Below are 26,901 nucleotides of genomic sequence, written 5' to 3'. Positions count from 1 at the left end.
TGTTTGTCATGCTTTCGGCCCGGCGATCCGGCTTTGCCAGCATGATAAACAACGCCATGATACGTCAGACCAGGTACGCCTGACTACCGTAGCATCTGTCTTTCACTTCCCTCCTCCCACTTTTCCGGCTTTCGGTGAAACGCCGGGCTGAGTAATCTCAAACCCTTCTTTTTGCTTGGCTTCGGCTACAATTCGTCGTACGTCGGCAAGCAACTGCTTTGCATTGTAAACGACCCCGTCTTTCACCGTATAGGTCACTCCCCCAACGCGCTCTACTTCGTTCCGGTCGTTCAGGTGAATGGCCCCTGTGCCGTACAACACTTTCAGGTTAGCCAGTGGGTTCTGGTCTACTATGACGAAATCAGCCAGTTTACCCACCTCCACCGACCCAATTTGATCGGCCATTCCCAGCGCTTCGGCGCCTTTTAACGTAGCCGCCCGGATTACCTCAAGCGGATGGAATCCAGCCTCCCGCAGCAATTCTAATTCGCGAATGTAGGCGAAGCCATAAAGCTGGTAGATGAACCCCGAGTCGGAGCCGGTTGTGACGCGGCCACCCCGGTTTTTATACTCGTTCACGAAAGCCATCCATAACTGGTAGTTTCGCTTCCATTCTACCTCCTGCTCGGTGCCCCAGTTATGCCAGTACGAGCCGTGTGAAATCCGGCTCGGGCCGTAGAAACGCCACAACGACGGTAGGGTGTAGTCATCGTGCCACTCCGCCCGACGAGCCAGCATCAACTCCCGGTTGGCTTCGTAGATGTTGAAAGTCGGGTTGATGGTGAAGTCAAGCGCGATCAGTTCATCCAACACCTGGTTCCACTTCTCGGTACCTGGCTTCGCGGCCTGCTGCCATAGCTTGCCGGCCTCTTCAAATCGATTCTGTTCGTTATTATAATTATAAGCGGCCGGATAATCCTGGATGGTCCGATCGGCAAACAACGCTTCCGGCAGGCCGTACCAGTGCTCCATTGACGTGAGACCCGCCTTGGCCGTTGCCAGTACGTTCATTCGCGCCACTTCGAGTTGCGCGTGGTGACAGGCCGACCGCAATCCCAGTTTCTTATTTTCGTCAAGTGCTGCCCTGAACACAGTCGGCTCGGCACCAAAAAACTTTATGCCATCAGCGCCTTTCTTGGCGTTGTCGCGCACCCAGGCGCGGGCCTGTTCGGCGGTGGTGATTGGCTCTTTAGCGCCCTGACCAAACACAGTATAGGCTTTAATCCGGGGGGCCGTAATTTCGTTGCGTTCACTTTTGGTACGGTGTTCCAGAACCCAGTCAAGCCCATTTCCGCACGACGGATCACGAATGGTGGTGATGCCATGTCCCAGCCAGAGCTTGAATACGTACTCCGATGGGGTTCCCTGCGCACTACCGCCAATATGCCCATGCATATCAATAAAGCCAGGCATCAGGTACATACCTTCACAATTCAGTTCCTGATCGCCGGGATTTGCCTGCGGGCGACTTTTTGGGTCAATAGGAACGCCCGGATACCCTACTTGCCTGATCTGTGCGATCCGATTCTTTTCCACTACGATATCGACCGGTCCGACCGGCGGTGCGCCCGTGCTGTTGATCAACGTAACACCCCGGATAAGTAAGCGGTTATATGGCCCATTGCCTTCCACACGGGCGGGGGCTTTCGGCACTTGTGCGTTGGTGAGTTGCCAGAAGAGGGTCAGCAGAAAATACGAACAACAAATAATCGTTTTCGGTAGATACTTTGTCATATTTAATCAGTTCCGGTAGCTAAGCTTTTGTAAGATAGCAGAAAGTGCCGGTAATTTGATACGTAAATAACCACAGCTATGTTTGTTAAAAAGAACTTCCTGCTCATTGTCGTCGGCCTCGCGGTTATTTTCGCGTTTGCCATGAAAGCAACCATCTTTCAGCAGTCGGGAAGTGCACCAAAACCAACCGGCGACGTAGCCCCCGACTTCCGGTCGTACTGGTTCAGCGGTAAGGCAGAACTGAACAGTTACCAGTTGCAGCAGGCGCAGTACGGTGCCCTGAATCCCGGGCAGGCCGTTCTGATTTTTGTTACGGAAGACTTCCGGACGGATAAGCTGGTGAAGTCCGAAACCGAAGAAAGCCGCGACAAAGCCGTGCCAGTGCTGAAATTGAACGCCGTCAGAAAATTCGTGACGGGCATCTATGATTATTCCCTGTTCACGTCGGTCTTCACACCTATCAATACCGGCAACGGCCAGGCGGACGCTTTCCCTACTACGCTGAAAGTAAGTACGTCGGGGCAGGAGTGGTGCGGGCACAGTTACCTGCAGCTTAGCTACAAGAACAACGGCTACCAGGTGAATGGTCGTTCGTATTTCGAGAAAGAGGTTGAAGAAGACTATAAGCTCGACAAGGCCTTGCTGGAAGATGAGCTATGGACACGGATTCGCCTGGCTCCCGATCAGCTTCCTACCGGCAACGTTACGCTGATTCCAGGCACGGCCACCGCCCGGCTGCGGCACAAAACCCTCGAACCTCTGGCCACCAAAGCTACGTTGGCTGATTATCAGGGAACAATTTTTCCGGGGCAGGGCTTAAAAACCTACACCATCGAATACCCAACTGATGGCCGGACACTGATGATCGTGTTCGAGGACCGCTTTCCGCATAAAATTGCCGGCTGGGAAGAAACCTACAAAAGCAAAGATAATCTGCTGACTTCCCGGGCTATTTTGCAGAAGACTATCCAGACCGATTACTGGAATCACAATGCGCCCGCCGACAGTACGCTGCGGCAGGCACTAGCCGTCAGATAAGCGGGATTAAACCAGCTGCACAGACGTTTAGCGAACGTAATCCGTTTTATACATACGTTGATTTTCGACGATCCTAACTATGAAAAAAGCCCTGTTTCTGATCCTGTTTGCAACGGCATGCTCGTCGGACAAGGAGAAAGCGACACCGACCGACGACCCTACCTACACCCTGATTTTTCTGGATAAGACCCGGAGCGTCAACGTTAACAAGGCGTTTGTTGCTCAAAAATACCAGCAGGCCATCAACGACATCATCGAGCAGAATATCAAACAGAAAGGCGATCGGCTCGATGTGTATTTCATCCACGAAAATACGTCGAAAGCGCGGGCCGTGAGCCTGACAACGCGCACGGAAATGGAGGATGTGAGTGCAGCCAGTCCTACTGACCGCGAAGCCGCCGAAACTGAATTTGAGCTGGCCCTCGGCCGCGAAAAAGCGCAGATCCGGCAGCGGGTTCTGCAGCAACTGGCCGCTCAGAATACCGGTTCATCCAACAACGAAACCGACATCTGGGCCAGTCTGCCGGTCATTGCCAAAGCCAACGAAACTGGAGCGGTTGTTAAGGTATACTACCTCAGCGATATGATTGAAAGCGTGAAAGGCACCAGTCGCCGGGATTTTCAGGTACGTCCGCCGGCCGATAACGCACAGGCCGATACGTGGGCGAAAGAAGACGTCGACCAACTGAAACAGTATACCATCGGCAGCCCGAGCATCACAATGGTTCTGCCTTTCGAACCGAATGCGTCCGTAAAGGAAAACAACCCTGCCGTGACGCAGTACTGGCAGACGCTGTTCAATGAGCTGGGTGCCGGACAGATCGAGGAGCTGTAGTTTAAACGGTTCGGGTCATGCTCAACGGGTGTGGGATGGTAAATTGATAGCCTTCTTCGAACCCGGAAAAATCCGCTTTCAGGAAGTAAGACGTTATCGCTAGCTCCTGCTCGTCGCGCCGAACGGTCAGGTAGTGAAACAAGGGCTTATAGGCTGCAGCCAGATCAGGCAGGCGACTGGGCGATACGTTTAGTGGTTGACGCAGCCCACCCCCGCCCCCAATAACCAGAAACTCTTTATCGTCGAATCGGAACCGCTCGAAAGCGTGTGAATGACCAGTTATGAACAGGCTGGCCTTCCGGGATTTTACATAGAGCGGCACAAATCGCTGCTGTACCAGCCTGGACGATCCTACCAGTTTACTGTTGGAATAAGGTGCATGGTGGCAGGTTACAATCACTGTTTGTATGGCCGGATTGTCGTCCGCTTCGCGAAGGGTCGCTTCATACCACGTTTGCTGCTTTACCAGATCGGCCGCCGACAGGATGTGAAAATTAGAGTTCAGCATAATCACCGCAATCCCATCGGTAACCTGCATATACCCCGTGGGGCTATGATCCGGAAAGCGCTGCTGGAAGTTCCGGGCTCCTTTTCTGGGTCGCCCCATTACGTCATGATTGCCCATAATGGCGTAGACCGACGTACCGATTTCTGTACATTGGGCCAGGAACCGATCAATGATCCGCCACTTGTTGTCCCGAAAACCGAGCGATACGATATCGCCGAGCCAGTACAGGACCGGTGGTCGACGGCGAATGATCTCGTCAAATATGGTGGTGGTTGCCCGTGTGTTCTGATGCGTCCGTAACACCAGCCGTTCGACCCACATCGGCGCCTGGGTATCGCTCAGAAACACAATGGTACGATCCTGAAGTTGTTTATTCATAACGTTCTACATTCAATTCTACCACGAGAGTGCCCGCCATACCAACTGCAGCTGCACTGCAAACGTTGCATCGTCGGTAGCTACCGAGTTGTACCACTTTAGTTCAACCGCGGCCCGGAGCGTTCGGTTAATCGGCTGCGTATACGATCCGGCAGCCATCCAGCCCAAGCTGGTTGTCCGGCCGTTTACAGTCCCGGCATAATCGAGCCGCGAGGTAATAAAGTAAGCGCCGGTTCCGGCAGCAAGACTTAACCGTCGGGCCAGACTGCGTTCTGTTCCGCTGAGCCAGGCCAGTGGCATTGACCAAACCAGCAGCACCGGCACCGACGATACAGTTACCTTCGACGGTAGCCCATTTACCTGCCCGCGATAGCCATACATGGGTACGTAACCCGATTCTAGTCCCAGTCGCAACCGGTGATCGGGATGCCACATGACACGAACTGTGGCTGGTACGCCAACCCGATTTCTTCGTCCGCCTTCCAGTTCCACAGGAATGCCAAGTGCCATAGCATAGTATGATAGCCCTCCACCAACCGATACAACCACCGTATAAGGGCCACGCTCGTAGGCCGTCGAGTCGGTATTACGCTCAACTTGTGCCCAGGCGGCCCCGTTCAGCATGAAAACGAAAAATAGCTCGGCCGATCTACGTACTACGTTGCTCAGTTTCATGGCTGGCGGGTGTAATGGTAATAAGCAACCAGGGTCGAGTAGTTGGATAAGATGCCATCAAATTGCCCTTCGCTGATGTATTGCTGAATGAACTGCGGCTCGTCGAGTGTCCAGACAAACACCGTACGGTTCTCTGCCTGCATGGCCTTCACTTCCGCTGTTTGTGGTCCAAGCGTCCAGCGGGGTGCCCAGATCCGGGCGTTCAGGCTTCGGGTGACGGCCGTATCCAATTCGCAGAGAATCGGCGTATTTTCCTTATTGGCCAGGGCCCGGTAGGCTTCAACGGCTTCGGTCGAGGGCAACCCAATGACAATCCGCAAATCCCGACGGGCCTGTATAGCCCGCTGCCGATACGTCTGCTGAATGGCCTGAACCTTATCCATTGGCCCGATGTATTTCGTGTCGAGCCAGACAAACCGGAGTGTTGTGTTGGCGATTACGGTCTCCAGTGCCTCCTCTAGCGTCGGAATCTTCTCGCCGTTTATAAGCCGAACGTGCGCACTTAATTGCTGATACGTGTACTCCTCTACCGCTCCGATGAGACCATTTTTTTGAATGAGCCGCAGATTCAGCTTGTTGTCATGGTAAAGAATCGGGACACCGTCTTTTGTGTATCGAACGTCTATTTCAACCCCGGTCGCCCCCAGGCGAGACGCCAGCTTGATCATATCGATTGAGTTTTCGGATACGGGCAGTAGATCGGACGTTCGGCCGCCAGCCCGGTGAGCCAGAATTTCGTAGGGAGCTGGGTTAAGGGGCCGTTGATAAAGCAACGTCAGTGGGCGGGTTGGCTGAGCCGTATTGTCGCCATATGCGCCCTCCAGCGAAAGCGTATCACCGGGGGTCAGCCTGCCTGAATATACCCTGGTCTGCCCGTTCCGGCGGACCTGGAGTGTAAGCCTGGCCTGACCGGTCTCAGTGTTCACCAGTTTGCGCCAGAATCCCGCTAGTACCAGGCTGTCGGAATCAGGCCGGCCTTCCATATTAAAAAAAGCCGCATCCTGCCCGGTGAAAATGGACAGGAAAAACGTAGTATCAGCTCCTTCCAGCGTGTAGGTCCATTTTAGGGCCACCTGACTACCAAAACGGTCGGCCCCGTTCGTCACGGCATACACCCCCTCCATAGCCCGCCGGGTCGTAGTCGAAAATAGTCCGGCTCCGGGTAGGCTGACAAACTGATACGGCACCAGCACTTCGTATTCTTTCCGGCAACCGAAAACGAGCGCACACAGCCCTAAACACAGGTAAGCCAATGCTTTCATAGCATGAACCCGAATAGTAGTTGCGGATAGAACAGATTCCGGTCAAAGGTTTCGTAGAGCGACCAAAACTGCCAGTTGAAATCGGCATACACCGCCCGAAGGCCCAGCGTTACGTGCCGGCGGTTGTAAAAAGGCTGCTCCAGTACGAACGTCAGCGCAGCCCCGTTCACTGTCCGGGGTTTGTATTCAACAGCCAGACTACCTACCTGCGACCGGTAATACCAATCAATGATAGCCTCCGCACGTACCGCCAATTGTAGATCGCGCGTGAGTCGATAACCAATGGAGGCATTTGGGTAATTAACAAGCCCATACGCCTGGCTGTTGAATACATCTTTAAGTCTGAGTGCTCCAAACCATCCGCTTATGTCATCGCCCACCGACAGATGGAGCCGGTCGTTAAGTGGTATGGCCCACCGCAATCCAAGCGTCAGATTGCTTTGCACAATCTGCGTTTGCAACCGACTAACGATGTACAAATGCTTTGACAAACCTCGCTGCAGGTTTACATCAATGGCCGGAATGGTGATCCGGATTTCTTCGGTTATTTCAGGAGGGGTTGTTGTAAATACCACCCCCACCGAACTTCGCCACTGACCGGGTTCGGGAGCCTGGGGGAAGTAGATGCTGGGCTGAGCAGGTAACGCCTGTGCATTAGCCGCCAACGTACCGAAAGCGAACCAGGCGTTCACCAGAAAGATGCGCAGACGGATAACCACGACAAGGTAAATTGAATGAGGGATGTGTTAACGGATTGTTAACTCATGACCTAACCATAATGTTACGCGCTCGTCAACACGGCTGGCAGGGCTGAATGAAGAAATTAGTCGGTTCTGGGTTATAAAAAGTACTTAACGCAAAAAAGCCACTGATTATCAGTGGCTTTTTTGCTAAGTAGCGGGAGCTGGACTCGAACCAGCGACCTTTGGGTTATGAGCCAAACTATGTTGACTACTAAACATTTAACTTTGTGTACCCTACCCTTTCCAATGATTAAAAATTACTTCAACGTCATGAAGAGTCTATTAAAAAATCTTTGCATCGTTGGGTTCATTTTGTTGAACGCAGCTTGCCAGGAGGAGTTATTGCAGCAATTAATTCCCCCTGGCAACCGTCCTTCATCTTTAGAGGATACAAATAAGTGCCAAGCCCCTCCTATTGCCCAAAATATCATTGGCGAATGGAAATTTTTTACGCTAGATGCTATAGGGCGATCAAAAACCGGAAGTTTAACTTTTAATCAAAATCAAACTTTCACTGATTCAGATACGCTATTTTCTGTGTCACTTCCAGAAGATTATGAGAAGAGAATTTATTTGAAGTGGAGCGTAGAAACTGATGAATTTGGAGAGTATAAACCTTACGGCGAGATGGTCTGGTTAAAACTCTATGCTAAAAATCAAAGCGGTGTAACCGAATACGTACAGGGCAATTTCTTCCAAGTCGCCATCAATGAATGCAAACGGATCGAACTAATACGTCCCAACGATAAATTCAAGCTAGTTCTATTTAAGTAGTCTAAAGGTTTTGCACGTCACTTGTGTAGATCTGGACTCACAGTTCATCGCAGGTTATGTTTCAACATGAATAACTGCACAATGGTCCAACTAAGGAACGCCCGTTACCTGACGATATCATTGAAGAATTATATTATACATGTTATTATGTAAACTAAAACATTTATTTTGTATAAGGACCTTTGAAGTTTCCTTGCATACAGATCTGAGTAGGGTAAATGAGGCTATAACTGACATCTTTGTCAACGATCATAAAGTTTAAATTAAAACTTCCTTCTACTTGATGAGCTTGCGTATCCAAACGAGTAATATTGACCCAATTGTCAGCCTTTTGATCAAGGGTAATACGATCTTTTGGCGCATCACAGTCATAGGTACGAAAAGTAGGCATGATTGAAGCATCATACACTGACTGTTCAAAACGAAAACGACCAACTTGGGCTGGAACAATAAAGTGAACACTTTCCATTGAGCACTCAAAACCGTCCATCGCCGTAAAACCTATTCCCAAAATATTGGAACCAATCCGATCAAACGGAGAGGATGGGTTTTCAACAATTCGTTGGCTAATATTAGTGTAGGGCCAGTGATTCCAATTGTGTCCTTTGAATGTAAATGCATATTCTCCCATGGCCAGCACAGGCATAGGCATGTTAGTAACCAGAGGACCTTGCCAGGAGGAGATAAAAACGGGCTGATAGGTTGAAATAGGTTTGCCCGTACTTTTTATGTAAGGATACTCGCCATTATACTCTTCATGTGAAACCGTCTTATCGCTCGTGCATGTGCAGAGCGATAAGACGACCAGAAAACATAAGCCTACAAATTTCATTTGTTTGCTACTTGCTGAGTAACACTCTTAGGCATGCGTCTTGGCGAACTCCGCTTTTTGACTTATGATCTTGATCATAGGCCCGTCCAACAGCCTTTCACTCTTTCTGATTTGCTTAAATCAACTTCCATTGAAAGGCTAACGCCTTCATCAGTGCCATACAGTTGATAATTACCATATTTGCTTTTAATAGAGACGGACAACTTCTTTTCAAGTACACTTCACGACACTAAGGGGATTTCAATTACTTCCCCACCTTCAACGTCGCTGACAAATGGCTTGAAGCTATCGAGTAAAACAAGAAACTATACAAACGGCCTCTACAGGCAGAAAAAAAGAACGAACTGTTAGAGAGGTTTTTAGATATGAAGCAGTAACTGCCAGAATTGTTGTACCTAATAAAAAAGCCGTTACAGTTTTTAAGTGTAACGGCTTGACCTTCATTGTAGCGGGAGCTGGACTCGAACCAGCGACCTTTGGGTTATGAGCCCAACGAGCTACCAACTGCTCCATCCCGCGATGTTTGGACTGCAAAGGTACGACAGTTTTCAGAAAAAACAACTACCTTTGTAAAAAATTTTTTGTGACAGGCACTCTTTTGCCTGAGATCAAGTTGAGTTACCAAGCCGTTGCTATTGTCAGCGGGATCACCTAACATGAATACAGACCTTGAAAATCCGCTGATCGGCGAATTATCGCCCGATCATAAAGCCGGCTTCGTCAGCATTGTGGGTAAGCCCAACGTGGGCAAATCTACGTTGATGAATCAACTCGTCGGCGAACGCCTGTCCATTATTACCTCGAAGGCCCAGACTACCCGTCACCGCATCATGGGTATCCTGAACGGCGTGCACAACGGACAGGAGTTTCAGCTCGTTTACTCCGATACGCCGGGCATCATCAAACCACAGTACAAGCTGCATGAGTCGATGATGAGCTTTGTACGCGGATCACTCGAAGATGCCGACGTTGTTTTGTTTGTGACGGACATTTTTGAGCAGCATGACGAAAACGACGTTATCGAACGACTGCAGCGCACCGAAACACCCATACTGCTCTTAATCAATAAAATAGATTTAGCTACGCAGGAGCAGGTAACCGAAAAAATTGCGTACTGGCAGGAGCATTTTAAGGCCCAGGAGATCATACCGATTTCTGCGCTGAATGCTTTTAACATCGACAGACTGTTCGAAGGTATCATCAGTCGGCTGCCCCAGCACCCTCCCTACTTTCCGAAAGATGAACTAACGGACAAGCCCGAGCGCTTTTTCGCTTCTGAAATCATTCGGGAGAAGATTTTCCTGAACTACAAGAAAGAAGTCCCTTATAGCTGCGAGGTTGTCATTACGTCCTTTAAAGACAAGGATGACATTATCGTAATTCAATCCGAAATTTTGGTTGAACGGAGCACGCAACGCGCCATCTTATTAGGCGAGGGCGGTAAAATGATTAAGAAAACGGGGATTATGGCCCGCGAAGAGCTCGAACGGTTCTTCGGTAAAAAAGTATTTTTAGACACATTCGTCAAAGTAGAACCTGACTGGCGGCAGAAAGAGCGGACGCTCAAGCGGTTGGGATATGACGAATAAATTTTAGAGGAGGACGAAGAGGAAAGGAAGAAAGGAGAAAGGCGTACCCTACTTTCTGTTTTATTCCCTTCCTCCTTTCCTCCCTTCTCCTTTCAATTATGGCAAATATTGTAGCAATTGTTGGCCGCCCGAACGTCGGGAAATCAACGCTGTTTAACCGACTAACGGAACAGCGGCAGGCCATTATGGATAACCAGAGCGGTGTCACGCGCGACCGGCATTATGGGTATGCTGAGTGGACCGACAAACGATTTACGGTGATTGATACCGGCGGATACGTCGTTGGTTCGGAGGATATTTTTGAAGGGGCCATTCGGGAGCAGGTGGAAATCGCCATTGAGGAAGCTACCGTCCTGTTGTTTGTTGTCGATACCATGACCGGGCCAACCGGCCTTGATCACGACTTCGCCAAAGTGCTGCGCCGGTCCAAAAAACCAGTGTACGTTGTGGCAAACAAGGCCGAAACGTTTGAGCGGCAACAGGCGGCTTCTGAGTTTTATGCACTCGGACTGGGCGACCCATTCCCGATTTCGTCGCAAACGGGTAGTGGCACCGGCGACCTGCTGGACGAGGTTATTAAACATTTTCCGAATGAAGGCGTCGAAGATCCGGAGGGCGGCATTCCGCGCATTGCAATCCTGGGTCGGCCAAACGTCGGCAAATCGTCCTTCCTGAACGTACTGACTGGCAAGGAACGTAGCATTGTAACCGACATTGCCGGTACCACCCGCGACGCAATCAACACCCGCTATAAGGCGTATGGTAAAGATTTCATCCTGACCGATACGGCCGGAATCCGGCGTAAAGCCCGAATCAGCGATAACATTGAGTTCTACTCTGTTCTGCGCTCGATAAAAGCGATGGAGGAGTCGGATGTCTGCATCATCATGCTCGACGCCACCCGGGGGCTTGAAGCACAGGATATGAACATCATTGGCCAGGCGGTTCGGGCGAAGAAAGGCGTGGTCATTATGATAAACAAGTGGGATGCCGTTGAGAAAGACCACCGCACCGCCGACGTACTGCGGAAGGAGATGCTGCAGCGGATGGCCCCAATCGATTATCTGCCGATTATTTTCGCTTCCGTCCACGAAAAGCAGCGCATCTTCCAGGTGATGGAGAAGGCGATGGAGGTGTATGAGAACAAGCACAAGAAGATTACTACGTCGAAGCTGAACGAAGCCCTGCAACCGGTAATCGAAGCGTATCCGCCCCCGGCTACCAAAGGCAAGCAGATCAAGATCAAATACATGCTGCAATTGCCGACGCCTTCGCCGACGTTTGTCTTTTTCTGCAACCTGCCGCAGTACATTAAGGAGCCTTACGAACGCTTCCTGGAGAATAAGATCCGGGAGAATTTTGGATTCGATGGCGTACCCATCACAATTTTTTTCCGCCAGAAATGAACCAAACCCTCCCCACCGGAGGGTTTTTTAACTATGAACGTTCCTGCCGAAACCTCAACGACGGGCTTCTCATACTGGCTGGGTGCTTTGTTCGTCTTTCTGGCGGCATTTTGCTTTGCCATGAAAGGCATCCTGATCAAACTGGCGTATCAGTATCACATCGATTCGATCACGCTGCTGACGCTACGGATGCTGTTTGCGCTGCCGTTCTACATCGGTATTGCGTTGAATCTGTCGCGCCAAGCGGCCGGCCAATCGGCAGGGGGTTCATCTTCAGTAATGGGCAAGCTTACGCTGCGCCAGTGGGCAACGCTGGCTATGCTTGGCATTACGGGCTATTATCTGGCCAGCTTCTTTAATTTTCTGGGCTTGGTTTATATCACCGCCGGTCTGGAACGCATTCTGCTGTTTGTGTACCCAACGTTCGTGCTGCTGATGAACGCCGTTGGGTTTGGCCGTCGCATCACCCGGCTCCAGGTGCTGGCGCTGGCCTTAACCTACGCGGGCATTCTGATTGCCTTTATCGGTAATATCGAAACATCGGCCCAGAAGAACGTAGCTCTGGGCGCGCTCTGGGTAATCCTGAGCGGCCTTGTCTATGCCATTTATCTGGTTGGCAGTGATTCTATGATTTCGCTTGTCGGCTCACAGCGCTATACCTGCTACGCAATGATGGCGGCTACGGTTCCGACTGTTCTTCACTGTGCGGCTGCCAACGGTCTTCAGCTGACGGGTTATCCCCTGGCTGTGTATGGCCTGGCGCTGGCCATGGCTCTGTTTGTCACCGTCATTCCAACGTTTATGATCGCCGAAGGCATCAAGCGGGTCGGCTCGGGAAATGCATCCATTGTTGCCAGTGTTGGTCCAATTTTTACGATCGTGCTGGCCACAACCGTGCTGAATGAAACCATAAGCGTAGCCCAAATTTTTGGCACCTTGCTGGTACTGACCGGTGTCTTTTTAATCAGCTGGCGAGGTAAACGATAGATGGAATAAGTAAACTTATGAAGATATTAGCTTGCCTCTTGACAATCAAGGCGTTATTTTATTTTTGAACAATAATCGAATTTATTGATCTATAAAAGTAGCTACATTTTAGAATAGGATTACAAAATGAACCTTTGGATAAATTAAGATTCAAATCTATCAATTTACAGATTCACAACTATTGAAATTAGAGTATCTTTCACGGTACACGCACACCTAACAGTATACTGTATGGCTACTGAAAAACTAATGGACGATGAAAAGCGCATCGACAAAGCAGCTTACGTTTTGAAAGCTGTGGCGCATCCTCTGCGCATCAAAATCATTCAAATGCTGAATGATAGCAAGGAATTAAATGTCTCGACGATTTACAAAAACCTGAACGCCGAGCAATCTCTGATTTCACATCACCTGATTAACATGCGTGATAAGGGAATTCTGGACATTCGTCGGAGCGGCAAGAATATCTACTATTTTCTGGTGGATACGGCAGTTGCAGAGGTGATCGATTGCATCTACAAGAGTAAGATCCTGGCTTAAAACTAGCCGAACGGAGAGGGCCGGTTATCAATCTGAACGTAACGCATTACGTTCAGATTGATAACCGGCCCTCTTACGTATCAGTTACCGAATAATTCGCCGGTTTTGTAGTTCGGCATAATGCCAAGGTGATGGTAGGCCTTTTCGGTAGCCTCCCGCCCCCGCGAAGTCCGCTTCAGAAATCCCTCCTGAATCAGGAACGGCTCATATACCTCTTCAATCGTTTCGGCTTCTTCACCGCAAGCCGTTGCGATGGTAGTCAGACCAACCGGCCCCCCTTTAAACTTCTCGATAATAGTCGACAAAATCCGGTTATCCATTTCGTCCAGCCCGTTCTGATCCACATCGAGTGCGCTAAGGGCCATCTCTGCAATATCCACATTGATATAGCCATTGCCTTTCACCTGCGCAAAATCGCGGGTCCGGCGCAGCAGGTTGTTGGCGATCCGCGGAGTGCCCCGGCTTCGGCGGGCAATTTCGAAGGCGCCTTCCTCATCAATCGGTGTGCCCAGAATAGCTGCCGACCGCTGCACGATAGTCGTGAGCAGCTTGGCGTCGTAGTACTCTAACCGGCAGTTGATACTGAACCGCGCCCGGAGCGGGGAAGTTAGCATTCCGGCGCGCGTAGTGGCACCAATCAGCGTAAAAGGATTCAGTTTGATCTGCACCGATCGGGCGTTCGGACCCGAATCGAGCATGATGTCAATCTTGTAATCCTCCATGGCTGAGTATAGATACTCCTCCACGATTGGATTCAGTCGGTGAATCTCGTCGATGAAGAGGACGTCGTTAGGCTGCAGGTTGGTCAGCAGGCCGGCCAGATCGCTCGGTTTGTCAAGCACCGGTCCGGACGTCATCTTGATATTCGCGTTCAGTTCGTTGGCAATGATGTGCGACAGCGTCGTTTTACCCAGTCCCGGAGGGCCATGAAGCAATACGTGGTCGAGCGCATCGCCCCGCTGCATGGCAGCCTTCACGAACACTTCGAGGTTTTCGAGCACTTTAGCCTGCCCCGTGAAGTCTTCAAACGAAAGCGGTCGAAGCGCCCGTTCAATTTCCTTATCGGTGGCCGTCATCCCATCTCCCGTTCCTTTCAGAAAGTCGTTTCGCATGATGATCAGTTGGTCAGAAACCCCCGAAATAACCCATTGAAAACGGGTTATTTCGGGGACCTGTTTTGGTCAAATTTACGAAAAAAACAGGAGAAAAGCACTACCGAATAACGAGTACGGAGCCCCGTTTTGTGGTCTTTCCGCGCTCTGGAAACGACTCACTTTTATAGGAAATAACGTAGGGGTAAAGCATCGGCGGATAGGCCGTTCCTTTGTAGGTGCCATCCCATTTTTGCTCGGGACTATTGCTCACAAAGATTACTTCGCCCCAGCGATTATAAATGCGCAGTTCGTAGTCTGTTACGTATGAAGTATAGACCTGCAGCAGGTCGTTCACCCCGTCGCCGTTCGGTGTGAACGCATCCGGAATATTAACCCGTGGTTCACAACGATTAACAACACGCGTAACTACGGTGGCCGTACAGCCTGCCGGGTCTGTTACCCGAACAGCGTATTCACCCACCCGGCTGACCGTAATCGACCGGGTTGTATCACCTGTCTGCGGCCAGATGTACCTCAGGTTTGATCCACCATTCGGCGTGAGCTGAATACGGCCGTTGTCGCCTTCGCAAATGGAGGCTTCCGGAACAAGACTCACAGGCGGAGCCGGTCGGTCGCCTACCTGTACGCTACTTCGTCCAACACAACCGGTTTGCGGGTTTCGTACGACAACGCTGTACGTTCCGGGTTGATTGACGATAATTAGCCGACTGGTCTGGCCGGTGCTCCACTGGTATTGATTACTAGCCAGGGCCCCATCCTGAGGTACCAACTGCACGGTGTCGCCGACGCATCGCAGGCGGTTTGGCCCCAGACTGGCAAAGCCGGTACTGTCGAGTCCCACCCGAATGCTGTCTGAAAAGGCTTTACAGCCGCGACTGTCGGTGACCTGTACGCCGTATAACCCCGGTGCTGCCTGCCCGAACACGGCACTGGTACTTACCGGATTATTGTTCTGATCGAGCCAGATGTACCCCACCGGTGTTCCACCCTGCACGGTGACGTTGATGGTCCCGCTATTCGGAATGCTACACAGTGCCGGCCGTACGGCCGGAGTGATAGCCAGGTTATTGACGGGCGATTTCAGCGAAAACAACGTATCGGCCTCACAACCCCGTAAACTATCGGTCGCGTTGATGGCGTACGAGCCTTCCGGCAAGTTAGCCTGTCGGTTTGTTGTTCCCGGCAGTACAGCCCCATCAGCCCGGCTCCAGACGTAGATATACCGGCCGGCCGGCGTTGGCGTCAGTTCGATCACACCATCAGCCGTCGTACAGGCCGATGGGCCGGTCAGGGCTGCCCGCAGGTTGAGCTTCGGCAGTTCTGTTACGTTGATCGTGTCTGAGTTAATGCACCCCCGGAAATTCTTGGCCGTTACGTAGTATTCACCTGCTTTTGACACGGTAGTCGAGCGGTCTTTACTACCCGTACTCCATTCAAACTCCGACCAGGTTTGTTGCGGTACCGTCAGATTAACGCTGCTTCGGTAACAGAATACCGTATCGGGTCCCAGATCAAGTGGTGGCGGGGTAAAGATGCGAAGTTCGATCGTATCGCTTTCAAAACAGCCGCCATTGGCCGCAATCCCGACGACGTAATAGTAGCCCGGTCGAGTGAGGGTTATGGTCTTTTGCCTACCCGCCACAGCCCCATTGATCACCCAGACGTAGTTCCGGGCCTCTACCTGGGCATCCAGCGTTACCCCTCGTTTGTCACAGACATCCCGATTTTCCCCGAGTTCCATCTTGGCGGGGGTATCAACAATCGTGATGGTGTCTCGGATGGTTGTATCCTTACAAATTGCCCCCTGGGCGGTTCGCGTGGTGATCTGAAGACTCACCGGATAGTCGCCCGCTCGCTGATACGTATGCAATTGAGGCTGCAACGCCGTAGTCGACACCGGACGGCTGCCGTCGCCGAAGTTCCAGGTGTATGTTTCCTTTAACTTCGGACAGTTCGGACTGGCCTGAAACGTAGTAGGCGACGTGGCACAGGTATCGGCGTATGTAAATCCCGGTCCGCTGGACTGATCATTGAAGTTGTCGACCAGGTTCGGCAAACCCAACTGACTGGTTTTCCCACCTAGCGACTGGCCGTTCGGGATAAACTGCAGGCTGTCGAGCAGCCCCCCGTTCGGGTTTTCGATGGTTCCCAGCGACGTACTGCCTTCTATAGCTACGTAAATCCGGCCGTCTGGGCCGATCTGTAGCGAACCGTACTGGCGCGTGGTACTACTATCGACCACCGTTCGGGAGCCGGTTAGCAAGGAGTCTCGCTGGTTCAGATCATATTTTAGAATATACGACGCCCCCTTCTGACTCCCATCTGCGTTCGTGTCGGCCAACATCGTTACGTATAACGACTTACCGTCGGGCGAAAACTCTACGCCGTAGGCCTTGGGTGGCGCCGGCCCCAAGTCTATTGTTCGTTCAAATTTTATCGTTCCCAGCGAATCGTTGAACGTGAAGAGATCGATGGAGTTTTTGGGCGGACCGGGTACCACAACCGCCATCGGCCGGTTTCCTTCCTGACCGCCTGTTGTATCGGCCGGTCCAATTTTGATATATCCCTCGCCTTTTGCCAGCGAGTCGATTACCTGCCCCCCCTCGTAGGTTTTTGGAGTTGTGTCTTCGCTGCGGTTCAGGTTCCGGACTTCAAACCGGTTCGTACCATAAATTCGCGTAATGACCCAGTAGGTTGAATCACGCTCGTTTTTTACGGACGCCGACTGCTCGGTGCCGTTTTCCGTTACCGGAATGTTTTTCTCAACGATCGCGCCTTTGCCCTGGCTCTCCCGCATATCGACCACGCTATAGGTCAGCGTACGCTTTCCCCGAATTTCGGCGGTGGTGTAGACGTAGTAAAGGTATTCGCAGCCACGACACGTCGGTTTCGGTACGATCAGCGCCGATTGCGTCGAATTGCGGTTACCACCCAGCGGAATGCCTACCTGCGCCGTATCGCCCGGAACCAGCGACCGCATAGGCTTGCCATCAGCGTCGTAGATGGTGATCCCGTCTGTATAAAACAGCAGTTCACCTTTCGTATTGGCAATGGACGAAGACCCCTCAATCGTGCTCAGCTTACCGTCGTCGATTGGTGATGGCGTACCGCCCCCACTGAAATCCAGACCGGCATTGTTCCCAAAATACCACTTCACCCCCTGCGATTGCTTTTGCTCACCGCAGACATCCACATTGATCCGGTCCTGGTATGAACAACCCGTAGTGGGGTCAATGGCTTCCACTGAGTAACAGCCGGAACTGTCAACCTGAATGGTCTGCGTCGTGTCGCCCTTAGGATACCATTTGTAGATCAGCCCAGCCGGGGCGCCGTTCGGATACGGATCCAACGTAATAACCTCCCCCTGACAAATGGTGGTATCTGTCCGCCAGTTGCTGAAGGGCTGCGGTCGGGGAAATACGCTCACAAACTTTTCGACGGTCTGCGTCACACCATTCACAGTCCGGGTGAGCCGAACGGTAAATGTACCAGGCTGCTGATATACGTGACGAGCTACTGAATCCCGCTGCTTTGTCACGGTAGAGCCATCGCCAAAGTCCCAGACACGGGTGGTGACCCCCGCCAGGGCGCTATCCGTAAACGTGACCGAATCAGCTTTACACTCCTGATCCGGCACACACGTTCTGCCACTGAATCGAAAGCCTGTCTGCCCATACGCCGACGGAATGTTCGCCAGCATGAGCAACACGGCCCACAGCGCAACTAAATGCCTATAGTGAATAAAAATGAACATGGAGAAACATTGACTAAGCCCACCTATCAAATTCATCCCCGAGCATAACAGACTAAGGGGGCGTTACGTTATTGTAAACGAAAAGGCCGCACTAAAATTTTATCGCCTGACAGCCTGAAAACCATCCAGAAACCGGCTAAATTTATAAAAGCAGAAACGGCCTGAACCCGAGGTAGCAACAAAGGATAAGAACGGGGTCTGCTTTTACTGGCTAATGGGAGTTAACTGGTTTGTAAGAAACGATTTTAACTGTAATTCGTTTGGCTTTCGTTTCTCATAGACCCATAAACAGGTGAAATAGTTGGCCCATTCTTTGCACTACAACGTCATTATGAGTAAGAAATACATTTTTGCCGGTTTACTAATGGCTGTATGCCAACTGGCAATTGCTCAGGATCCTCAATTTACGCAGTTCTACGCGGCTCCTCAATACCTGAGTCCTGCCTTTGCAGGATCGGCGCTGGCTCCGCGTCTTACGGTCAATTATCGCAACCAATGGCCGGCCATTACGAACTACGTAACCGCTCTGGTTGGGCTCGATCATTATTTCGAGCGCTTCAACAGTGGCGTAGGTTTATTGATTCAGTCCGACAATCAGGGCCAGGGCCGTATCCAGTCGACGGATATTGGCCTGCAGTATTCGTATCAGTTCCAGGTAGGGGAACAATCGTTTGTGCGGCTCGGCCTGCAAGGCTCCTACGTCAATCGGAACATCAATTATTTCGGCTTGACGTTCGGCGATCAGTTTAACGACCGGGGGTTCATCACCGGCAGCGCAACAGCGGACCCAACCGCCCAGGGCGGATCGCCACAAAATCGCTACCTCGATTTCTCAACTGGCGGCCTGGTGTATTCCGACTGGTACTGGGTAGGCGTATCGGCCCACCACATTAACCGCCCAAACCAAAACTTTTTCGTGGGAGACCAGAGCCGCCTGCCGGTTAAGGGTAGTTTCCACGCCGGGCTTCGGATTCCGTTGGGCGGTTATACCGGCTACGGCGATGAGTGGGACCGGGAAATCAGTTTTTCGCCGGTGGTCATGTACAAGTTTCAGGGAAAATACGATCAGCTGGATCTGGGGGCATACCTGACGTATTCGCCAATAACTATTGGTGCTTACTATCGGGGTATTCCGTTCAAGCGGTATAACCAGACGATCAACAACCACGACGCCCTGGCTGCGCTGGTTGGCTATCGGATGGATAAGTTTTCGGTCGGCTACAGCTACGACGTAACCGTTTCGACGCTCGGTGCCAGCGGTGGTTCGCACGAGATTTCACTCTCATACATTTTTGAAAAACCGGAAGCTCGTCGCGGTGGCGTTCGTCGGCGGGATAAAAGACTGCCTTGCCCCAAGTTCTGACGGAGCAACGAGCTATGTAGTTCAGGCTTTCACTGTGCTACATAGCTTGTCCTAAATCCTTAACTACCAGTTGCACGGTATAACGGCTTTTCTGCTCCAGCAAAAGCTTCTTATTAATCAGCACCCGATCGACAGTACTTTGGTCGTAATACCGGATCGTGATCAATTCCAGCCCTTCGTTATAATTCACGCGAAAACTCTGACGTAGCTGTTCCAAAAGGGCCGGAACGCGACTGGGATTCTGGTCGATAACTACTGAAAAACTGATGGCGGTGTTCTGCATCAGGTTGATCTTTACTCCCGCCTGGGCAAACTGCCCGAAGACAAGGCTCAGATTATCTTCCGCAATAAATGAGAAATCTTTCGGGTGCAGCGAAATAAGAACCTGATTGATCTTGAAAATAAACGACGGGATAAGTAGATGTTGCTCGAAGTCGCCAATGGCCGTTCCTGGCTTTTCTGGTTCAACGAACGACCGGACGTACAACGGAATCCCTTTATTCTGAAGCGGTTTAATGGTTTTAGGATGAATCACTGTGGCCCCGTAGTAGGCTAGCTCAATGGCATCCTGATACGTTATTCTTTCCAGCAATACGGTGTCATCAAACCACTTTGGATCAGCATTGAGTACCCCTGGTACGTCTTTCCAGATCGTAACGCTTTCGGCATCCAGGCAATAGGCAAAAATAGCGGCTGTGTAGTCGGAGCCTTCGCGGCCAAGTGTTGTTGTCAGACCGTTTGGTGCCCGACCAATGAACCCCTGCGTGACGATCACCTCCTGCTTCGGTCTGGTGGCCACCAACGACTGGATCTGTCGGCTTGTCTGCTCCCAATCTACTTTTCCTTCCCGGTACGTTGCATCGGTGAAAACAAGCTCCCGGGCGTCTGCCCAATAAGCACTCACAGCCTCCACGTTCAGAAAAGCCGCTACGATCTGGGTAGATACTACTTCGCCGATGGAAACGATCTGATCATAAATCTGGTCAAAAGAGCCGGTAGCCGACTGGTGCAGATAAGTTTCAACACCAGCAAAGGTGTTCAGCACCGACTGAAAGTTCTCTTCGACATGGTTGCCCGCCAGGTCGCGCATGATGCCTTCATGGTACGCTCTGACGTCACCCCAGCGCCTGACTGCTTCATCGGTATCACCGCCGGCATACGCCCGCACCACTTCTTCCAGCGCATTCGTGGTTTTACCCATCGCCGACACGACAACTACCGCGCCCTCCCCCTGCGTCTGGATTATACGAGCCAGGTTACGTACACCAGCCGCTTCCTTTACCGACGCTCCACCAAACTTAAATACATTCATACTGGTACCTATATAAACGCCACAGATTACACGAACTTACGCAGAGGCCATCTGTATAAGTTCGTGTAATCTGTGGCAATGTCAAATCAACGTGTTTCAGACCGTTACTGTCCGTCCGGCAAACAACAGTTCGCGCACGGCTTCGGCTATACCCTGCGGATCAAAACCGCACTCGTGCTGCAATTCAATCTGCTCACCGTGTTCGACAACAGCATCAGGAATGCCCAAGCGCTTCACGCGGGCAACGTAGCCATGGTCGGCCATAAATTCCAGCACGGCGCTGCCGAAACCACCCATTACACAACCGTCCTCAACCGTCAGTACGCGGTCAAAGCGCTGGAAAATCTGGTGCAGCAACGCTTCGTCAAGTGGCTTTACAAAACGCATGTCGAAGTGCGCGGGCTGTATGCCCTCGCTGGCCAGCATGGTGCAGGCATCAACGGCGGAATTACCGATGTGGCCAATGGTCAGAATAGCCACACCTTCGCCATCCTGAATCAGACGACCTTTACCAATCGGCAGTTGTTCCAGGGGCGTCCGCCAGTTCGGCATAACTCCTTCCCCACGAGGGTAGCGGATGGTAAATGCCTGTTTGCCCTGCTGAATTTCGTCCGACTGAGCCGTAAACATCATGTTACGCAGTTCCTGCTCGTTCATCGGAGCCGCCACAATCATATTCGGCACGCAACGCATATACGCCAGATCATAGGCGCCATGGTGCGTAGGTCCGTCAGCACCGGCAAAACCAGCGCGGTCGAGGCAGAAAATAACCGGCAGTTCCTGAATGCAAACGTCGTGAATTACCTGATCGTAGGCCCGCTGCATGAACGTTGAGTAGATGTTGCAGAACACAACTTCCCCCTGCGTTGCCATACCGGCTGAGAACGTAACAGCATGCTGTTCTGCGATACCCACATCGAAGGCCCGATCCGGCATCACTTTCATCATGATGTTCATCGATGAGCCCGACGGCATGGCCGGCGTAACACCCACGACCCGAGGATTCTTCTCGGCTAGTTCAACCAGTGTATGCCCAAACACATCCTGATACTTAGGCGGCTGGGGCGTAGTAAACGTCTTTTTCTTGATCTCACCGGTAACCTTGTCGAACAGTCCGGGCGCGTGCCACTTGGTCTGATCTTTTTCGGCGGGTGCGTAACCTTTTCCTTTTACCGTCAGGCAATGCAACAGCTTAGGTCCGGGAATATTTTTAAGGTCGTCCAGTACGCTGACCAGATGATCGATGTCGTGCCCGTCGATCGGGCCGAAATACCGCAGGTGCAACGACTCGAACAGGTTACTTTGATCCAGCAACGACGCTTTGATACCCGATTCAACTTTCGAAACAATATCCTGCGCGCTCTTACCAAACTTGCTCATCTTGCCGAGCAGGTTCCAGACCTCATCCTTAACCTTGTTGTAGGTCTGAGACGTAGTGATGTCGGTCAGGTATTCGCGCAGCGCCCCTACGTTGGGGTCGATGCTCATGCAGTTATCATTCAGGATGATAAGCAGGTTGCTGTCGGTAGCCCCGGCATGGTTCATGCCCTCAAAAGCCTCACCGGCCGTCATGGCACCATCGCCGATGACGGCAATGTGATTGCGCTGGCGGTTACCCTGCAACTGCGACGCCACGGCCATGCCCAGAGCGGCCGATATTGACGTTGATGAGTGGCCTACGCCAAACGCATCGTATTCACTCTCCTTGCGCTTCGGGAATCCCGAGATGCCTTTGTAGAATCGATTGGTATGAAACCGGTCGCGACGGCCCGTCAGGATCTTGTGTCCATAAGCCTGATGGCCTACATCCCAAACCAGTTGATCATCGGGCGTATTAAAGACGTAGTGCAGCGCTACCGACAGTTCGACAACACCGAGGCTGGCACCAAAGTGGCCACCATACACGGATACGTTATCAATTATAAACTGGCGGAGTTCATCGGCGACACGCGGCAGGAGTGATTTATCAAGTCGGCGGAGGTCGTCAGGGGTATTGATGGTGGCTAAAAGTTTACCGGGGGTAATCAGCATGGCTGGTAGCAGAAAATCGTCTGTGTTACAACAACAAACGTATAAAGTACAATGTTTCCGTAGCTGGTGGTCCAATACCTGGGCTGCGAAGCTACTACATTTTTTAGCATTTATAAAAAAACTAAGTCCTTAATCATCCGCTATATACGCAGTTGATCAAGGACTTAGATTTTTGCAAGATTTGTTTTAATTCCTCTGACTTGCGCGGAAGAGCTTTTGCTTCTCTTCGCGGGTCAAACTCTCATAGCCGGACCGTGATATCTTGTCGAGAATGGCATCGACTTCATCCTGATCGGGTGCTGAAACAGCTGATGAGCTGCTGCCCGCCGATGCATACGTACTGGCGTGAGCACTGGTGCTGCTACGTTGACGGTACGAAACTTTCACGGCCGGTTTCGGCTTGACCAGACTCTGCCAGCCATCCATAACCCAATAGATTGGCCGCCCTAAATCAGTACCGTTCTGAAGCAGCTTCACAAAAATAAAGCCGAGGAACGTTCCGCCGAGGTGCGCCAGGTTACCGCCGGCATTAGGACCAGCCGACTGCGCAATGGATAATACAATGAAGAAGAAGACAATGTACTTAATCCGAACCGGGCCAAAAAACAGGAGGTGAAACGTATAGTTTGGCAATAAAGTGGCGGCTCCAACCGCTACCGCGAAGGCAGCCCCCGAAGCGCCCAGCATCTTAGCCGATTCGGCCTGGTCCTGAAAATAGGGGACCAGATTGTACATGAGCAGGTAAAGCACCCCACCGGCTAAACCACCGAGGAAATACAAGCCCACAAGTCGGCGGTTACCTAAGTATTCATCGATCAATCGGCCAAACCAGTACAAAAACAGCATGTTGTACAGAATATGAAAAATATCCTCATGCGTGAAGAAGTAGGTAAACAGTGTCCAGGGTTTATGCAGAAAGGCACTTAGTGTAGCGGGAATTGTTAACTGCGCCAGAATGAAATTGTACGTACCCGGCTGATTGGCCATAGTCAATCCTACTCTGGCCAGCAACAGCGCCAAAAAAACAACCGTATTCACCAATATCAATTGCACCAACGTGTTGTTGGGCTTGTTGAATTCGCTTCGAAAATCATCAAACAACCCGCTCATTACTCAATAGAAAGTTTTTCGTTGTGAACCCCAGTATTTTATCAGTATGAATGCAAACAACATGCCTCCAATATGTGCGAAGTGCGCTATGTTGTCGGCTTGCGCCCGATACACACCTGAATATAACTCATAGGCCCCGTAAAAGATAACGAGATACTTCGCCTTGATTGGTATAGGTGGAAACAATAAAAACAACTCAGTGTTTGGGAACAACAGACCAAATCCCATAATCACGCCAAAAATTGCTCCCGATGCGCCAACCATCGGCTGGTCAACCTGATTCAGATAATATCGATTAATAATCTGCAAACTTCCTTCCACAAAACGGGGGTTGTTTGGCTGTTGCTCATACTGCTCTATAAACCCGGCCACCTGATCGTAAAGCGAACTGGCCTGGGTGGTAAAAAAGCCAAGAAATTTTTCCGGCGTCGGTTCAGCCCGGTACTCCCTGACAGCCTCATATACGTCGATCATCTCATAATAGTTTACACCCGAGAATAACAACGCAGCCCCTATGCCACAGAACAGATAAAAAAACGTAAAGCGCCGGGGCCCCCACGTACGCTCCAGCATGGGCCCAAACACGATCAGGCCAATCATGTTGCTCAGCAAATGCATAAACCCGCCGTGCAGAAACATGTGCGTCAGGAACTGAGTCGGGTTAAACAGGTCTGACAGAAATGAGTGCAATCCGAATTGTTCAATAATCTGCTCGTTCGTAACAAAGTACACAAGGACATTAATCAACAACAGGGCACGGACAACAGGCGTTAGCGCAAACATGATTGTGTTTCGACAATTTACTATTAATAACCCAATTACGACTTAAATAGCCCCGCAATTTTATCCAGTGTGAGCACAGTCGTAATTGGTTCTCCGCCGGGCGTATAGCTCGGGTTCGACGATGCAACTAATTGATCTACCAATGCTTTACGTTCGGTTACGTTCAACCGGGTCACGTGCCGGGTCGACGAACGCCGGGCCAGTGACCGGGCCAACGCTTCAGACCGATCCAGTTTCAGCCGGCCGTTTCGGTCACGGGCCGTATCCTCACGAAGCTGCGCCAGCAGGTTGGCAAACAGTTCTTCTTCGCGCTCATCAGATGTCTGCACCGGTACGCCCCGAATCACGAACGTATTAGCTCCTAATTCATCAAACTGAAAGCCGAGGCTGGTTAGTTCATCGCGTAGCTCAAGAGCGAGTTGAAAGTCAACCGGGGTCAGCGTTACCGTCTTCGGAAACAGTAGCTGCTGCGAGGCTCCATTGTGCTTTGTCAGGGCGGCATGAAACTGATCGTAGAGAATCCGCTCGTAGGCACCCCGCTGGTCAATGACCATCAATCCTGATTTGACCGGCGCTACAAGGTAACGGTTCTGTACCTGCACGATCGTTTCTTCTTCCATCTCAACCGACGCCATCTGATCGCCCGGCAGGCGATTGACCCGGCTCCCGAGCGTTACGGATTCGGCCGATTCTTCCGGAACGGTAGCCGGCGCTTTGGCCGGTCCCAGCCAGTCGCCGGTCTGCTCGCCCTGAAACAATGCCTGATTCTGGTCAGGTTCATCGCTGGTGGCCAGTCCGTCGAACAGCGCCTGCCAGTTGTTGGCCGACGGCTTGCGGGGCACGTCAAAACTACCACCAGCCGCCCGGTCGAGGGACACCGATCTCGTGGCCGAACTACGTTCACTAACAGACCGCTCAGCATTAGACGCACCCGTTGCCCATGCGGGCAGCACTGGCTTCGGGCCAACGGAGTCGCCCGACCGGGATTCGATCTTTGGCGAACTCATTTCCTGCTGCGATATGCGCTGCCCACCGGACAGGAAATTCACGTCTGACTCAAAATCGAGCGAAGGAGCCAGGTTATATACGCCAACCGCCTTCCGGACGGCGGCCATCATAATGGCATACACCGACCGTTCATCGTCAAACTTGATTTCGGTTTTGGTAGGGTGGATATTGATATCTATGTGGGACGGATCAATCTCAACAAACAGTACGTAGAACGGGTGGCTGTTGTCGGGCAACGTACCCTCATACGCCCCAATTACGGCGTGATGCAGGTAGTTATGCCGGATAAACCGGTTATTGACAAAGAAAAACTGTTCGTTACGGGTTTTCTTGGCCGATTCGGGCTTACCAATGTAGCCTTTAACGGTCACGTACGGCGTCTGCTCTTCGCAGTAGGCCAGTTGTTCCCGATAGCTTTTGCCGAACATATCAATGATCCGGCGGCTCAGCTTCCCCACGGGCAGGTTATAAATCTCCTGATCGTTGTGAAACAGGGAAAAAGCCACCTCAGGATGAGCCAGGGCCACCCGCTGAAACTCATCGATGATGTGCCGCATCTCAACGGAGTTAGACTTCAGGAAGTTTCGCCGGGCCGGTACGTTAAAAAACAGGTTTTTCACCAGGATATTCGTGCCGGGCAGACACGACACGGCTTCCTGGGTTTTCAGGTCGGAGCCTTCAATACGGATCAGTGTGCCCAGTTCGTCGGCGGCCCGCCGGGTGCGCATCTCAATCTGCGCTACGGCCGCAATGGACGCCAGCGCTTCGCCCCGGAAACCCATCGTACGAATACGAAACAGATCGTCCGACGAGCGGATTTTCGACGTAGCGTGCCGTTCAAAACTCATACGGGCGTCGGTTTCCGACATCCCTACACCATCATCGACAATTTGGATCAGGTTACGCCCGGCTTCCCGGACGATCAGCTGTATTGATTTTGCGTGTGCGTCTACCGAATTTTCGAGCAACTCCTTTACTACCGAAGCCGGCCGCTGCACCACCTCCCCTGCCGCAATCTGGTTGGCGATCGAATCCGGTAACAATTGAATTACGTTCAACATGGTTGATTAGTCTCCCTGACGGCCGCTTGCCGTACTTTACAATGTACAACAAAATTAGGGATA

The 26,901-nt window shown here is 51.5% G+C and carries 21 protein-coding genes and 1 tRNA gene; 8 read left to right on the top strand and 14 right to left on the bottom strand.

Features of this window, described 5'->3' with window-relative positions; all coding sequences use genetic code 11:
* Positions 1 to 102: 102 nt before the first annotated feature.
* Positions 103 to 1,734, bottom strand: coding sequence for an amidohydrolase family protein (locus DYU11_RS14775; protein ID WP_119668467.1), 1,632 nt, complete (start codon positions 1,732 to 1,734; stop codon positions 103 to 105).
* Positions 1,735 to 1,812: 78 nt separating this feature from the next.
* On the opposite strand from DYU11_RS14775, the gene DYU11_RS14770 reads away from it, so the two are divergent.
* The gene (locus tag DYU11_RS14770; protein ID WP_119668466.1) at positions 1,813 to 2,772 is read left to right on the top strand and encodes a hypothetical protein; all 960 of its coding nucleotides are present in this window, start codon (positions 1,813 to 1,815) and stop codon (positions 2,770 to 2,772) included.
* 79 nt (positions 2,773 to 2,851) lie between these two features.
* The gene (locus DYU11_RS14765; protein ID WP_119668465.1) at positions 2,852 to 3,607 is read left to right on the top strand and encodes a hypothetical protein; all 756 of its coding nucleotides are present in this window, start codon (positions 2,852 to 2,854) and stop codon (positions 3,605 to 3,607) included.
* A 1-nt stretch (position 3,608) separates the two neighbouring features.
* Here the strand turns inward: DYU11_RS14765 and DYU11_RS14760 are convergent, their stop codons facing one another.
* The 4 genes from DYU11_RS14760 to DYU11_RS14745 are packed head-to-tail and all read right to left on the bottom strand — an operon-like array spanning position 3,609 to position 7,149.
* Positions 3,609 to 4,493 (bottom strand): metallophosphoesterase family protein, encoded by an 885-nt coding sequence (locus DYU11_RS14760; RefSeq protein ID WP_119668464.1) that lies wholly within the window; start codon positions 4,491 to 4,493, stop codon positions 3,609 to 3,611.
* An 18-nt stretch (positions 4,494 to 4,511) separates the two neighbouring features.
* Entirely contained in the window at positions 4,512 to 5,168 is a 657-nt protein-coding gene (locus DYU11_RS14755) for a hypothetical protein (protein WP_119668463.1), read from the bottom strand.
* Positions 5,165 to 6,430 (bottom strand): glycerophosphodiester phosphodiesterase, encoded by a 1,266-nt coding sequence (locus DYU11_RS14750; protein ID WP_119668462.1) that lies wholly within the window; start codon positions 6,428 to 6,430, stop codon positions 5,165 to 5,167. The genes DYU11_RS14755 and DYU11_RS14750 overlap by 4 nt, the downstream gene beginning before the upstream one ends.
* Complete coding sequence (locus tag DYU11_RS14745) at positions 6,427 to 7,149, bottom strand: hypothetical protein (RefSeq protein ID WP_229365843.1); 723 nt, start codon at positions 7,147 to 7,149, stop codon at positions 6,427 to 6,429. Before DYU11_RS14745 ends, DYU11_RS14750 begins: the two co-directional genes overlap by 4 nt.
* 294 nt (positions 7,150 to 7,443) lie before the next feature.
* On the opposite strand from DYU11_RS14745, the gene DYU11_RS14740 reads away from it, so the two are divergent.
* Positions 7,444 to 7,947, top strand: coding sequence for a hypothetical protein (locus DYU11_RS14740; RefSeq protein ID WP_147367942.1), 504 nt, complete (start codon positions 7,444 to 7,446; stop codon positions 7,945 to 7,947).
* Between the two features lie 163 nt (positions 7,948 to 8,110).
* Here the strand turns inward: DYU11_RS14740 and DYU11_RS14735 are convergent, their stop codons facing one another.
* Positions 8,111 to 8,779: a hypothetical protein gene (locus DYU11_RS14735; RefSeq protein ID WP_119668460.1), complete on the bottom strand. Its 669-nt coding sequence runs from the start codon at positions 8,777 to 8,779 to the stop codon at positions 8,111 to 8,113.
* 446 nt (positions 8,780 to 9,225) lie between these two features.
* Positions 9,226 to 9,298, bottom strand: a tRNA-Met gene (locus DYU11_RS14730).
* Positions 9,299 to 9,435: 137 nt separating this feature from the next.
* Here DYU11_RS14730 and era point away from each other — a divergent pair.
* The 4 genes from era (at position 9,436) to DYU11_RS14710 (ending at position 13,301) form a co-directional block, all read left to right on the top strand.
* A complete protein-coding gene (gene era, locus DYU11_RS14725) occupies positions 9,436 to 10,368 on the top strand; it encodes a GTPase Era (RefSeq protein ID WP_119668459.1) in 933 nt (310 codons plus the stop codon).
* A 98-nt stretch (positions 10,369 to 10,466) separates the two neighbouring features.
* A complete protein-coding gene (der, locus tag DYU11_RS14720; protein WP_119668458.1) occupies positions 10,467 to 11,774 on the top strand; it encodes a ribosome biogenesis GTPase Der in 1,308 nt (435 codons plus the stop codon).
* 33 nt (positions 11,775 to 11,807) lie between these two features.
* Positions 11,808 to 12,761: a DMT family transporter gene (locus DYU11_RS14715; protein ID WP_119668457.1), complete on the top strand. Its 954-nt coding sequence runs from the start codon at positions 11,808 to 11,810 to the stop codon at positions 12,759 to 12,761.
* Positions 12,762 to 12,992: 231 nt separating this feature from the next.
* The gene (locus tag DYU11_RS14710; protein ID WP_119668456.1) at positions 12,993 to 13,301 is read left to right on the top strand and encodes an ArsR/SmtB family transcription factor; all 309 of its coding nucleotides are present in this window, start codon (positions 12,993 to 12,995) and stop codon (positions 13,299 to 13,301) included.
* Positions 13,302 to 13,381: 80 nt separating this feature from the next.
* On the opposite strand, the gene ruvB is transcribed toward DYU11_RS14710, so the two are convergent.
* The gene (ruvB, locus tag DYU11_RS14705; RefSeq protein WP_119668455.1) at positions 13,382 to 14,413 is read right to left on the bottom strand and encodes a Holliday junction branch migration DNA helicase RuvB; all 1,032 of its coding nucleotides are present in this window, start codon (positions 14,411 to 14,413) and stop codon (positions 13,382 to 13,384) included.
* Between the two features lie 100 nt (positions 14,414 to 14,513).
* Positions 14,514 to 18,170, bottom strand: a complete 3,657-nt coding sequence (locus DYU11_RS14700) for a PKD domain-containing protein (RefSeq protein WP_199736727.1) — start codon at positions 18,168 to 18,170, stop codon at positions 14,514 to 14,516.
* Between the two features lie 331 nt (positions 18,171 to 18,501).
* Here DYU11_RS14700 and DYU11_RS14695 point away from each other — a divergent pair, with 331 nt between their 5' ends.
* Positions 18,502 to 19,533: a PorP/SprF family type IX secretion system membrane protein gene (locus DYU11_RS14695; RefSeq protein WP_119668454.1), complete on the top strand. Its 1,032-nt coding sequence runs from the start codon at positions 18,502 to 18,504 to the stop codon at positions 19,531 to 19,533.
* A gap of 37 nt (positions 19,534 to 19,570) precedes the next feature.
* Here the strand turns inward: DYU11_RS14695 and DYU11_RS14690 are convergent, their stop codons facing one another.
* From DYU11_RS14690 to mutL, 5 genes are all read right to left on the bottom strand, one after another.
* The gene (locus tag DYU11_RS14690) at positions 19,571 to 20,845 is read right to left on the bottom strand and encodes an aspartate kinase (protein ID WP_119668453.1); all 1,275 of its coding nucleotides are present in this window, start codon (positions 20,843 to 20,845) and stop codon (positions 19,571 to 19,573) included.
* Between the two features lie 96 nt (positions 20,846 to 20,941).
* Positions 20,942 to 22,876 carry a 1-deoxy-D-xylulose-5-phosphate synthase gene (gene dxs, locus DYU11_RS14685; RefSeq protein WP_119668452.1) on the bottom strand — a complete coding sequence of 645 codons (1,935 nt, stop codon included), beginning with the start codon at positions 22,874 to 22,876 and terminating at the stop codon, positions 20,942 to 20,944.
* A 186-nt stretch (positions 22,877 to 23,062) separates the two neighbouring features.
* The gene (locus DYU11_RS14680; protein ID WP_119668451.1) at positions 23,063 to 23,986 is read right to left on the bottom strand and encodes a rhomboid family intramembrane serine protease; all 924 of its coding nucleotides are present in this window, start codon (positions 23,984 to 23,986) and stop codon (positions 23,063 to 23,065) included.
* Between the two features lie 3 nt (positions 23,987 to 23,989).
* Complete coding sequence (locus tag DYU11_RS14675; protein WP_119668450.1) at positions 23,990 to 24,769, bottom strand: rhomboid family intramembrane serine protease; 780 nt, start codon at positions 24,767 to 24,769, stop codon at positions 23,990 to 23,992.
* Positions 24,770 to 24,804: 35 nt separating this feature from the next.
* Positions 24,805 to 26,838 carry a DNA mismatch repair endonuclease MutL gene (gene mutL / locus DYU11_RS14670; protein WP_119668449.1) on the bottom strand — a complete coding sequence of 678 codons (2,034 nt, stop codon included), beginning with the start codon at positions 26,836 to 26,838 and terminating at the stop codon, positions 24,805 to 24,807.
* Positions 26,839 to 26,901 lie beyond the last annotated feature (63 nt).

Source organism: Fibrisoma montanum (genome assembly GCF_003583365.1).
Lineage (GTDB): Bacteria > Bacteroidota > Bacteroidia > Cytophagales > Spirosomataceae > Fibrisoma > Fibrisoma montanum.
Note: the sequence above shows the minus strand (reverse complement) of the source record. Positions and strands in the feature narration are given on the sequence as shown.

Excerpts from the sequence above, each read along its gene's own strand:
- DYU11_RS14775 (WP_119668467.1), bottom strand. The coding sequence starts at position 1,734 with ATGACAAAGTATCTACCGAAAACGATTATTTGTTGTTCGTATTTTCTG.
- DYU11_RS14770 (WP_119668466.1), top strand. The coding sequence starts at position 1,813 with ATGTTTGTTAAAAAGAACTTCCTGCTCATTGTCGTCGGCCTCGCGGTT.
- DYU11_RS14765 (WP_119668465.1), top strand. The coding sequence starts at position 2,852 with ATGAAAAAAGCCCTGTTTCTGATCCTGTTTGCAACGGCATGCTCGTCG.
- DYU11_RS14760 (WP_119668464.1), bottom strand. The coding sequence starts at position 4,493 with ATGAATAAACAACTTCAGGATCGTACCATTGTGTTTCTGAGCGATACC.
- DYU11_RS14755 (WP_119668463.1), bottom strand. The coding sequence starts at position 5,168 with ATGAAACTGAGCAACGTAGTACGTAGATCGGCCGAGCTATTTTTCGTT.
- DYU11_RS14750 (WP_119668462.1), bottom strand. The coding sequence starts at position 6,430 with ATGAAAGCATTGGCTTACCTGTGTTTAGGGCTGTGTGCGCTCGTTTTC.
- DYU11_RS14740 (WP_147367942.1), top strand. The coding sequence starts at position 7,444 with ATGAAGAGTCTATTAAAAAATCTTTGCATCGTTGGGTTCATTTTGTTG.
- DYU11_RS14735 (WP_119668460.1), bottom strand. The coding sequence starts at position 8,779 with ATGAAATTTGTAGGCTTATGTTTTCTGGTCGTCTTATCGCTCTGCACA.
- era (WP_119668459.1), top strand. The coding sequence starts at position 9,436 with ATGAATACAGACCTTGAAAATCCGCTGATCGGCGAATTATCGCCCGAT.
- der (WP_119668458.1), top strand. The coding sequence starts at position 10,467 with ATGGCAAATATTGTAGCAATTGTTGGCCGCCCGAACGTCGGGAAATCA.
- DYU11_RS14715 (WP_119668457.1), top strand. The coding sequence starts at position 11,808 with ATGAACGTTCCTGCCGAAACCTCAACGACGGGCTTCTCATACTGGCTG.
- DYU11_RS14710 (WP_119668456.1), top strand. The coding sequence starts at position 12,993 with ATGGCTACTGAAAAACTAATGGACGATGAAAAGCGCATCGACAAAGCA.
- ruvB (WP_119668455.1), bottom strand. The coding sequence starts at position 14,413 with ATGCGAAACGACTTTCTGAAAGGAACGGGAGATGGGATGACGGCCACC.
- DYU11_RS14700 (WP_199736727.1), bottom strand. The coding sequence starts at position 18,170 with ATGTTCATTTTTATTCACTATAGGCATTTAGTTGCGCTGTGGGCCGTG.
- DYU11_RS14695 (WP_119668454.1), top strand. The coding sequence starts at position 18,502 with ATGAGTAAGAAATACATTTTTGCCGGTTTACTAATGGCTGTATGCCAA.
- DYU11_RS14690 (WP_119668453.1), bottom strand. The coding sequence starts at position 20,845 with ATGAATGTATTTAAGTTTGGTGGAGCGTCGGTAAAGGAAGCGGCTGGT.
- dxs (WP_119668452.1), bottom strand. The coding sequence starts at position 22,876 with ATGCTGATTACCCCCGGTAAACTTTTAGCCACCATCAATACCCCTGAC.
- DYU11_RS14680 (WP_119668451.1), bottom strand. The coding sequence starts at position 23,986 with ATGAGCGGGTTGTTTGATGATTTTCGAAGCGAATTCAACAAGCCCAAC.
- DYU11_RS14675 (WP_119668450.1), bottom strand. The coding sequence starts at position 24,769 with ATGTTTGCGCTAACGCCTGTTGTCCGTGCCCTGTTGTTGATTAATGTC.
- mutL (WP_119668449.1), bottom strand. The coding sequence starts at position 26,838 with ATGTTGAACGTAATTCAATTGTTACCGGATTCGATCGCCAACCAGATT.